Source organism: Mangrovihabitans endophyticus (assembly GCF_014646155.1).
Lineage (GTDB): Bacteria > Actinomycetota > Actinomycetes > Mycobacteriales > Micromonosporaceae > Actinoplanes > Actinoplanes endophyticus.
In genome coordinates, this window is sequence record NZ_BMMX01000085.1 from 1 (window position 1) to 7815 (window position 7815).

General features: G+C 66.5%; 8 protein-coding genes and 1 pseudogene. 5 read left to right on the plus strand and 4 right to left on the minus strand.

Going from position 1 to position 7815, the window contains the following annotated elements; genetic code table 11:
* From IEY73_RS32195 to IEY73_RS32210, 4 genes are all read right to left on the minus strand, one after another.
* Positions 1–92 (minus strand): SAM-dependent methyltransferase (locus tag IEY73_RS32195; RefSeq protein ID WP_229716372.1); only part of this gene is annotated, 92 nt, incomplete at its 3' end.
* 183 nt (positions 93–275) lie between these two features.
* Entirely contained in the window at positions 276–1049 is a 774-nt protein-coding gene (locus IEY73_RS32200) for a GOLPH3/VPS74 family protein (protein WP_189083134.1), read from the minus strand.
* 2 nt (positions 1050–1051) lie between these two features.
* The gene (locus tag IEY73_RS32205; protein WP_189083135.1) at positions 1052–2068 is read right to left on the minus strand and encodes an acetamidase/formamidase family protein; all 1017 of its coding nucleotides are present in this window, start codon (positions 2066–2068) and stop codon (positions 1052–1054) included.
* A 6-nt stretch (positions 2069–2074) separates the two neighbouring features.
* Positions 2075–3487 carry an APC family permease gene (locus IEY73_RS32210; protein ID WP_189083136.1) on the minus strand — a complete coding sequence of 471 codons (1413 nt, stop codon included), beginning with the start codon at positions 3485–3487 and terminating at the stop codon, positions 2075–2077.
* A 322-nt stretch (positions 3488–3809) separates the two neighbouring features.
* On the opposite strand from IEY73_RS32210, the gene IEY73_RS32215 reads away from it, so the two are divergent.
* From IEY73_RS32215 to IEY73_RS32235, 5 genes and pseudogenes are all read left to right on the plus strand, one after another.
* On the plus strand, positions 3810–5171 hold the full coding sequence (locus tag IEY73_RS32215; RefSeq protein ID WP_189083137.1) for an NsdA family TPR-like regulatory protein: 1362 nt from the start codon (positions 3810–3812) through the stop codon (positions 5169–5171).
* The gene (locus IEY73_RS32220; protein WP_189083138.1) at positions 5168–6088 is read left to right on the plus strand and encodes a phosphotransferase enzyme family protein; all 921 of its coding nucleotides are present in this window, start codon (positions 5168–5170) and stop codon (positions 6086–6088) included. Before IEY73_RS32215 ends, IEY73_RS32220 begins: the two co-directional genes overlap by 4 nt.
* Before the next feature lie 289 nt (positions 6089–6377).
* Positions 6378–6644 carry a hypothetical protein gene (locus tag IEY73_RS32225; protein ID WP_189083139.1) on the plus strand — a complete coding sequence of 89 codons (267 nt, stop codon included), beginning with the start codon at positions 6378–6380 and terminating at the stop codon, positions 6642–6644.
* Positions 6645–6699: 55 nt separating this feature from the next.
* Positions 6700–7477, plus strand: a pseudogene (locus IEY73_RS32230) (transposase family protein).
* A gap of 93 nt (positions 7478–7570) precedes the next feature.
* A partial coding sequence (locus tag IEY73_RS32235; protein WP_189083140.1) for a hypothetical protein occupies positions 7571–7815 on the plus strand: 245 nt, incomplete at its 3' end.

The window sequence follows — 7815 nt, forward strand, 5'->3', positions numbered from 1 at the left end:
GCGTCACCGCTGGCGCGGTCGGCGGCGAAGTTGTCTTTGCCGCCGAGCCAGTAGTCATACCGGCGGGCCGGGTGCGCCCGGCTGGCGTCGATGACAGGTGGCGGGTCGGGCTGCACGGGCCAGCCTCCCTTCCTGATCTATCAAGGGAAATGAGCGTGAGTGGGGGTGGGGCCGGTCCAGCGGGGTGGCATGGACCGGCCCCACGAGGGGGAGAGCAAAGACCAAAGGCCCGGGTACGGCCGGGAGCCGGGTGGAGCCGGGTACGGCCAGGCCGGTTAGGCCATGGCGGCGACGGCGAGGTCGCCGCGGACGGCGTCGACGGTGTGGATCATGGTGGTGATGGCGGGGTGGTGGTGGCGGTTGACGACCAGGCGCAGCCATCGGTCGAGGTCGCGGTTGGTTTGGTTGCGGTACAGGTATTCGGTCAGTCCGAGCGCGGTGATCAGCCCGCACAGGGCCACGGTGGTGTCGGTGGGTGGGGTGGGTGGCTGGTAGGGGCCGGGTTCCAGGCAGGCGACCGCGTCACGCACGTAGGTGCGGGCGCGGGTGGTGTAGGCGGTGTCCACGATCTGGTGGGTGTCGGTGGTGATCAGTCCGGCGTACCGGCGCCGCCGCACGGTGCGGACCAGCCCGGCCGTGATCATGGCCGCGCGTACGCGGGGGTAGCAGTCGGCGGCGGCGAAGCTCTGTACCCAGGTGCGTAGATGCCCACCGTCGGGGTCGGCGTGGATCACACGGTGGGTGGTGGCCAGGGCGGCGTCCAGCAGCGGGCTGCCCGCCGGGGCGGGCTGGAGGATGCCGAGGCAGCCGGGCCGCGGCTGCCACCGCTGGTGGAAGCCGTCCCACACCCAGCCGATCACCACATGGCGCGCGAAGACGAGTTCCAGCAGCAGCGCCCCGGCCAGACCGGCGGCGAGGCAGGGTTCGCGAAGATGCGCCCGGCCGGTGTCGTCGTCGTGGCCGATCAGGTACAACTGGGCGTGTAACGGCAGCCCGGCCTCGCGCCTGGGTGCAGGCCCGGCCGCGGGCCCGGTGCGGTAGGTCGCCATCGTCAGCCCACCACCGGGGCGGGTACGGGGACGTGGCGTAGCCGCTGGTGCACGCCGCCGTACACGGTGGTGGGGTCGGGTAGCAGGTGTTTGGGCAGGGCGGCGAGCATGGTGTAGTTCGGGTCGCACACGTTGCCCACCAGCGCGGTGCCCGCCTGGGCCACCAACTGGTAGGCGTCCAAGGTGTCGAGGCCGGTCAGGTCGGCGGTCCAGGTGACCAGGTCGTGTTGGCTGATCCGGAACGCGTCTTCCAGCGGACGGGCGCAGCCCACACTCATGACCGCGTCGTCGGATTCGATCCGTGGCCACCGTGTCGGCACGTTTTTGATCACTTCGAGGGCGATGGTGGTTGTCATGGCGACCTCGACCGCGACGCCGCTGACCTCTCCCGGGCCCTGGCGGGCGTGTCCGTCGCCGAGGCTGAGCATCGCGCCGTGCACGTTGACCCCGAGGTAGACGGTGGTGCCGGCGCGGAGTTCGGGGGTGTCCATGTTCCCGCCGTGGGTGTCGCTGGTGAGGCTGGAACGGGCCTGGAAGGCGGGCGGGGCGACTCCGACGGTGCCGTGCATCGCATCCAGCGGCAGGTCCGCCACAAAATCGCTGTTGCGGGCGCGGTAGCGGACCACTGCGGCGTCGGTGTCGATCTCGTAGAGCCAGACCCGTTCCTGCAGCGGCGGTTGCAGGGTCGCCGTGTGCGTCGTGGAGGTGAGCGCCCCGGCATGCGGGAACGTGCTGGAAACACCAATCGCGCGGGCCGGGACGATGGACCGGAAATGTATGGCGAGGGTGTCGCCGGGTTCGGCGCCCTCGACGAGGAACGGGCCGGTGAGCGGGTTCAGGTACGGGAAGGTGCAGACCCGGCTGGGAAGGTCATCGATGGTGGTGACGGCGCCGCCGAAGCAGTCCTCGGTGAACACAGTGAGTACGTCGCCGGAGTGCAGGCTCGCCACCGGCGCCACCCCGCCGAACGTGTACGCCAGATCCTTTACGGCCGGGGTGTACGTGTGGTGCTGTCTCACGGGTGGTCACACTCCTTCGCGTACGCGTGCTGTCGAGTGCTGCCCGGCAGTGAACCCGGACAGCTCCGGGCGACGCCCGGCCAGATACAGGCCGGCCAGGACCAGCAGGCCCACACCGATCCACACGAACCCCAGCCGCTGCGCGGCGACGTTGGCGTTCCAGACCACGAACCCCAGGATCGTCGCGCCGGCCAGAGGCATCAACAGATGCGCGACCAAGTTGCGGCTGCGCCGCCGGATCAGGTGGTAGACGATGACGGACAAGTGCAGCAGCAGGAACGCCGTCAACGCCCCGAAATTGATCAAACTCGACAGCAAGGCAATCCCATCACCCCGCGCACTCATCGACAGCCCCAACGTGAGCGACGCCACGGCCACCAGCAGAATCGCGTTGCGGGGCACGTTGCGCTCACGCGACACCTTCGCCAAAAACGCCGGCAACTGCCGGTCGCGGGCCATCGCGTACAGCAGCCGGGAAATCGCGACCTGCGCCACCATCGAGTCCGGCAAACCCCACGCGACCGCGGTCGCCACCGCGCAGACGGTGGCCAACCACGGCCCGGCCGCCACCTGCGCGGCGGTGTAGAACGCCGTCCCGTCCGGATCCCCGCCGACGATCAACGCCTGCGGGTCCGGAGTCAGGATCGCCGCCACCCACGTCTGCGCAATAAACAACAACCCCGCGACGAACAACGCCCCGGCCATCGCCCGGCCGACCGCCCGCGAGCCGCCCCTCGCTTCCTCGGCCAGCATCGCGATGCCGTCGAAGCCCAGGAAGGACAGCACCGCCACCGAGGTCGCCCCCAGCAGCAGCGACCAGCCGAACGTGTCCGGGTCATACAACGGCGCCCACGTCCACCGGCCCACCCCGGAAACGATCGCCCACACCCCGAAACCCAGAAACACGAGCAGGACGATCAATTCACCGGCCAGCATGATCCAGGTGAACCGGGCCGTCACCTTAATCCCCCACGAATTCACCACCGTGTTCACCGCGACGAACCCGGCCAGCCACACCCACACCGGCACCGCAGGCAGGGTCGCGTTCATCGCGACCGCGGCGACCAGGTACAGCAGCGAAGGCACCAGAATGTAGTCGAGCATGATCGCCCACCCGGCCACAAACCCCACCGGCGCCCCGATCCCCCGACCGACATAGTTGTACACCGACCCCGACAACGGAAACGCCTTCACCATCTGCGCATACGACAACGCCGTGAACACCAGCGCCACCACACCAACCACGTACGCGCCCACCACCATGCCACCAGAAGCGGAGAACACCGCCCCGAAGATCGCCATCGGCGCGATCGGCACCATAAAGATCAACCCGTACGCGAGCAAATCCCGAAACCGCAACGCACGCCGCAACTCCTGCCGATAACCGAACCGCTGCAACTCCTCAACCGGATACGACACCGGGAATCCCTTTCAACTAAGCCCCGCACTGCTATCCGCCACTCGGCCGAGGCCGAAGGCGCTCGCAGGGCTGGGTGCTTCGACTGGTCCTCGAAAATCCAGTTCGCTCTCTCGCTGGCGGATGGAACACCACCGCCGGCATGGAACGAAAGTGCCACATGTGTCGGGGGTCGGGAAGCCTGCAAAACGATCATCAACGCCGATTCGAATATCATCATCCGTCCTGATCGGCGCAAGTGATCGTCCTGGCCGATAGCCTGTTCCACTTGCGGCGTCCAGCAGCTACCGTTTCGGCAGTGTGTCCTGACGGTACGGAGGCCTTGTGAACACGAACCGATCCGACGGCGGCCCGCCATCGCCGACGGTGTGGGAGAGTCCGGAGATGCGCCGCGCTTTGCGCGAACACAACATCAGTTTCCTGTTCCGCAAGCTGAAGTGCTGCGGCTTCTCTCAACGTCGTATCGGTGAACTTACGCGGCAGTCTCAGTCAGAGATCTCCGAAATCATGGGTGGGCGAGAGGTCCTTGCCTATTCGGTCCTATTGCGCATCGCCGACGGCCTACAGATTCCGCGCGGTTACATGGGGCTAGGCAATTCTCACCGTGATGAGCAAACGTCCGTAGAGGACGCACTCACCGTGTGGACAGCCAAGACCGACGAAGCCGAGGAGATCCGCGCCGCGCTCCGGCATGCTGCTGAGGTGACGATGGGCACCGCGATGCCGGAGACCGAACGATGGTGGCAACCACTGGCTGAGCCCTGCACGCCGACCCCGGAGCGCATCGGTCCTGCGGATGTCGCGGGCATTGAGCATATGACGCGAATCCTCAGGGCAGTGGACTATCAACGCGGCGGGGGAGCATGCCGCGAGGCGGTCATCGCACAGACCACGCATGCCAGGAACATGATGCAGTGCGTCTGCACTGAACATGTCCGGCGTCAGCTGCACCTGGCCATTGCCGACCTACATAATCTCGCGGGATGGACGTCTTTCGACGTCGGCCTTCATCGCAACGCCCGACGACATTTCTCCCTTGCGCTCGAGCAGACCAAAGCGGCAAAGAATCGGTCCCTGGCGGCAAATATCCTTTACCGACAGGGCCGTGTCCACTTGCACCTTGGCTCCATGAATCAGGCGCTGCGGTTTTTTCAGCTTGGGCAGATTGCTGGTCAAGACGCCAATGATCCCCTGACGGTGGCGATGCTGCACGCCAACCTCGCATGGGCTCACGCCATCATGGGCAACGACGGACAAGCGTTGAGCGCGCTCGGCCGAGCCGAGGACGAATTCGTCCGCGGGGAAGACGGCCTTCCGGCCTGGGTTGCGTTCTTCGGGGCGGCTGACCTGTCTGCACTCACTGGGATGGTTCACAGTCTGCTACCCGGTGACGAGAACGCCGGCAAAGCAGTCGCCGGGCTGGCTGCCAGCGTTCAGGCCCGCAACGATGCGACCGTGCGTAGCACGATCTTCGAGCTCACGGCGCTTGCCACCACGAAGCTTCATATTGGCGACTTGCGCGGCGGGACCGCGGACGGCAACCGCGCCGTCACGCTTGCTGGACAAGTCAGGTCGGTGAGGACCCTCGACCGGCTCGGCCCCTTGCTGAAAGCAGCCCGAGAGCATCCGCATGACCAAGACACAACGGAGCTGGCCTGCCGCATTGTTACTCTTCGAGGAGGATGACGAGCGGGACCTCATCGCCGATCGGGCGGATCACCAACGAGCGGCTGCACGCCGTGCTGGCCGGCGTGCAGATGATGACCGGTATCGACGTTACCGGCGCTCGATTGATCAAGTTCACCAACAACGCCGTCTTCGCCTTACCCCACTCCCGCGTCGTCGCGCGCATCGCCGCCTCGGCGACGATGACCGCCCGAGTCGACAAGGTCATACAAGTCGCTCGTTGGCTCCAGCAGGGAGGCGTACCCGCAGTCCGGCTCCTCCCCGTCGAACAGCCCCTGATCGTCGACAACCTGCACGTGACCCTGTGGGACGAGGTCCGCGGCGAAAATCCTGCTCCGCCGACGGGTGTCGATCTGGCGAGGATCCTACTTCAGTGGCATCAGCTCAACCCACCCGAAGAGGGACTGCCGTCATGGTCTCCACTGGCGGAAATCCGGAGCCGACTGACCGAACCTAATGGGGTCGAGGCCGATGATGTCGCATACCTACGCGACGAGTGCGACCGTCTCGAAGAGCAGATTGCCAGCCTGGCATATGAGCTGCCAGCAGGGCCCATTCACGGTGACGCGTTCATGGGAAATCTGATCAACGCGATGACCGGGGTGGTCATATGCGACTTCGACTCTAGCTGCAACGGACCCCGGGAGTGGGACTTCGTTCCACTCGCCGTCGGCAAGCTTCGCTTCGACTACCCCGCAGATGACTACAGCGGCCTCACCAACGCCTATGGGTTCGACGTGACCAGATGGGCCGGATTCCCGGTCCTGCGACGGCTGCGCGAACTGAAACTGGTCACCAGCCTGGTACCTGTACTCGGCAGCCGCCCAGTGCTGCGTCCACAGTGGCAAATACGTATGGACACCTACCGCAGTGGCGATCAGACAACCCGATGGTCCACCTACGTCCGAGCTGCCTAACCGTTGACCGCATCCACCACGGTGCCGTCGCTGGCACCTCGTAGGTGATGCAGCCAACGCGACCGGAGTGGGTCTTGTGCAGGTCCATGACGGCTACGTCGTTCGAGGAACCGACCACGCAGCCACCGTCCTGCACCTGCCCGCGGCGCATCGGCCCGCGATCGTCTGGCGCCGAGCTCATGCCGTCGCGCACACCATTCCGGCCGCCCGCCGTGGCGCCCCGATGGTCCGGGCCTTGCATGACGTCCTTGCCATCAGCGCCGAACCTGCCGAATAAGCCAACACAACCATGATCGACGACCTCGTCATCCGGCAGTATCGCCACACCGACCACGCACAGGTCATCGCCTTGAACGCCTATGGGCTGGCCGCCGCCGGAGTTCCCCTCGACTTCGACGTCTACGCAGGCGACCTCGACGTCGATTCCACCTACCTGACAGCCCGATCCACCCTGCTCGTCGGTGAATTCGCCGATCAGATCGTTGCCATGAGCGCTTTCCATCTGGTTCGCGCTGGTAGGGATGCCTGCATAGGGGCCGGGTGCGGGGTGGGGTGAGGCTTCCGGTAGGACAAGCAATCGACCAAAAAGATGCCCTCACCGGGAGCCTCGCTTGCTGTCTTACCCGTCCTGCATCTCGCTGTCCACCCGCACCCTCAACCACCTCGCCGACCTGATCCGCGTCCGCCGCTTGCAGCAGCGTTCCCACTGGCGGCGCCTGACCCCGGCCCGGCAGGCCCTGCTCGCCCTGGCGCACCCGCGTAATGGAGACCGTTCACTCGGCTGGCCGCCGGGTTCGGCGTCGGCACCACCACCTGGCGCTACGTCCGCGAGGTCATCGACCTGCTCGCCGCGGGCGCTGACGACCTGAGCGCCGCCATGATGCGGATCAGCGAGCTGGCGTACGCGATCCTGAACGGCGCACTGGTGCCGATCGACCGCGTTGCTGATCAGAAGCCGTACTACTCCGGAAAACATCGTCGGCACGGCGTCAACGTCCAAGTCGTCGCCGACCCAGCCGGACGGCTGGTCTGGGCCTCACCCGCGCTGCCCGGCGCCACCCACGACCTGACGCCCGCCCGCACCCCCGAGCTGGTTGACACGCTCACCGGCGCGGACGTGTTGGTGTTCGCCGGCCGCGGCTACTAAGGCGCCGGCGGCACCGTGCGCACACCGTTCAAACGGCACTGCCGCAGGCCACGACTGTCGCGCCGGGAGAAGAGGGTCAACAAGGCTCACGCCCGGATCCGGGCCATCGGGAACGCGCCATCGCCGTCCTCAATGCCTGGCGACTGCTCACCAAGCTGCGCTGCTGCCCGCGACGGGCCACCGCGATCGTGCAGGCCATCGTGGTCCTGCACCACGTCGAGTACGCCACCTTCGGCAGATGAATAGTCCTCAATTTTGGCACGCAGTTTATTGACTCATGACAATCCCTGGCGCTGTTAACGTCCGGTTGGGGCGTACTTGTCGGGGAGGTACGTGTGGACGGGTTCGAGGTCGACGTCCCGGCGTTGCGGCACGTCGGGGTTGAGGCTGGCGAGGCTGGCGAGGCCCTGCGGCAGGCGATGAACGCGGCCCGAGGGGCACTAGGTGTGGTGGACTCTTCGGGATGGTCCGCGTCGCCCGTCTCGCAGCAAGCCAACGACACGTGGGCGGCGGACCTGGACCGGCTCTCCGCCGCAGTGACCACCCTGGGCGCTGACCTGACGTCGGCCGCCGACGGGTA

Excerpts from the sequence above, each read along its gene's own strand:
- IEY73_RS32200 (WP_189083134.1), bottom strand. The coding sequence starts at position 1,049 with ATGGCGACCTACCGCACCGGGCCCGCGGCCGGGCCTGCACCCAGGCGC.
- IEY73_RS32220 (WP_189083138.1), top strand. The coding sequence starts at position 5,168 with ATGACGAGCGGGACCTCATCGCCGATCGGGCGGATCACCAACGAGCGG.
- IEY73_RS32225 (WP_189083139.1), top strand. The coding sequence starts at position 6,378 with ATGATCGACGACCTCGTCATCCGGCAGTATCGCCACACCGACCACGCA.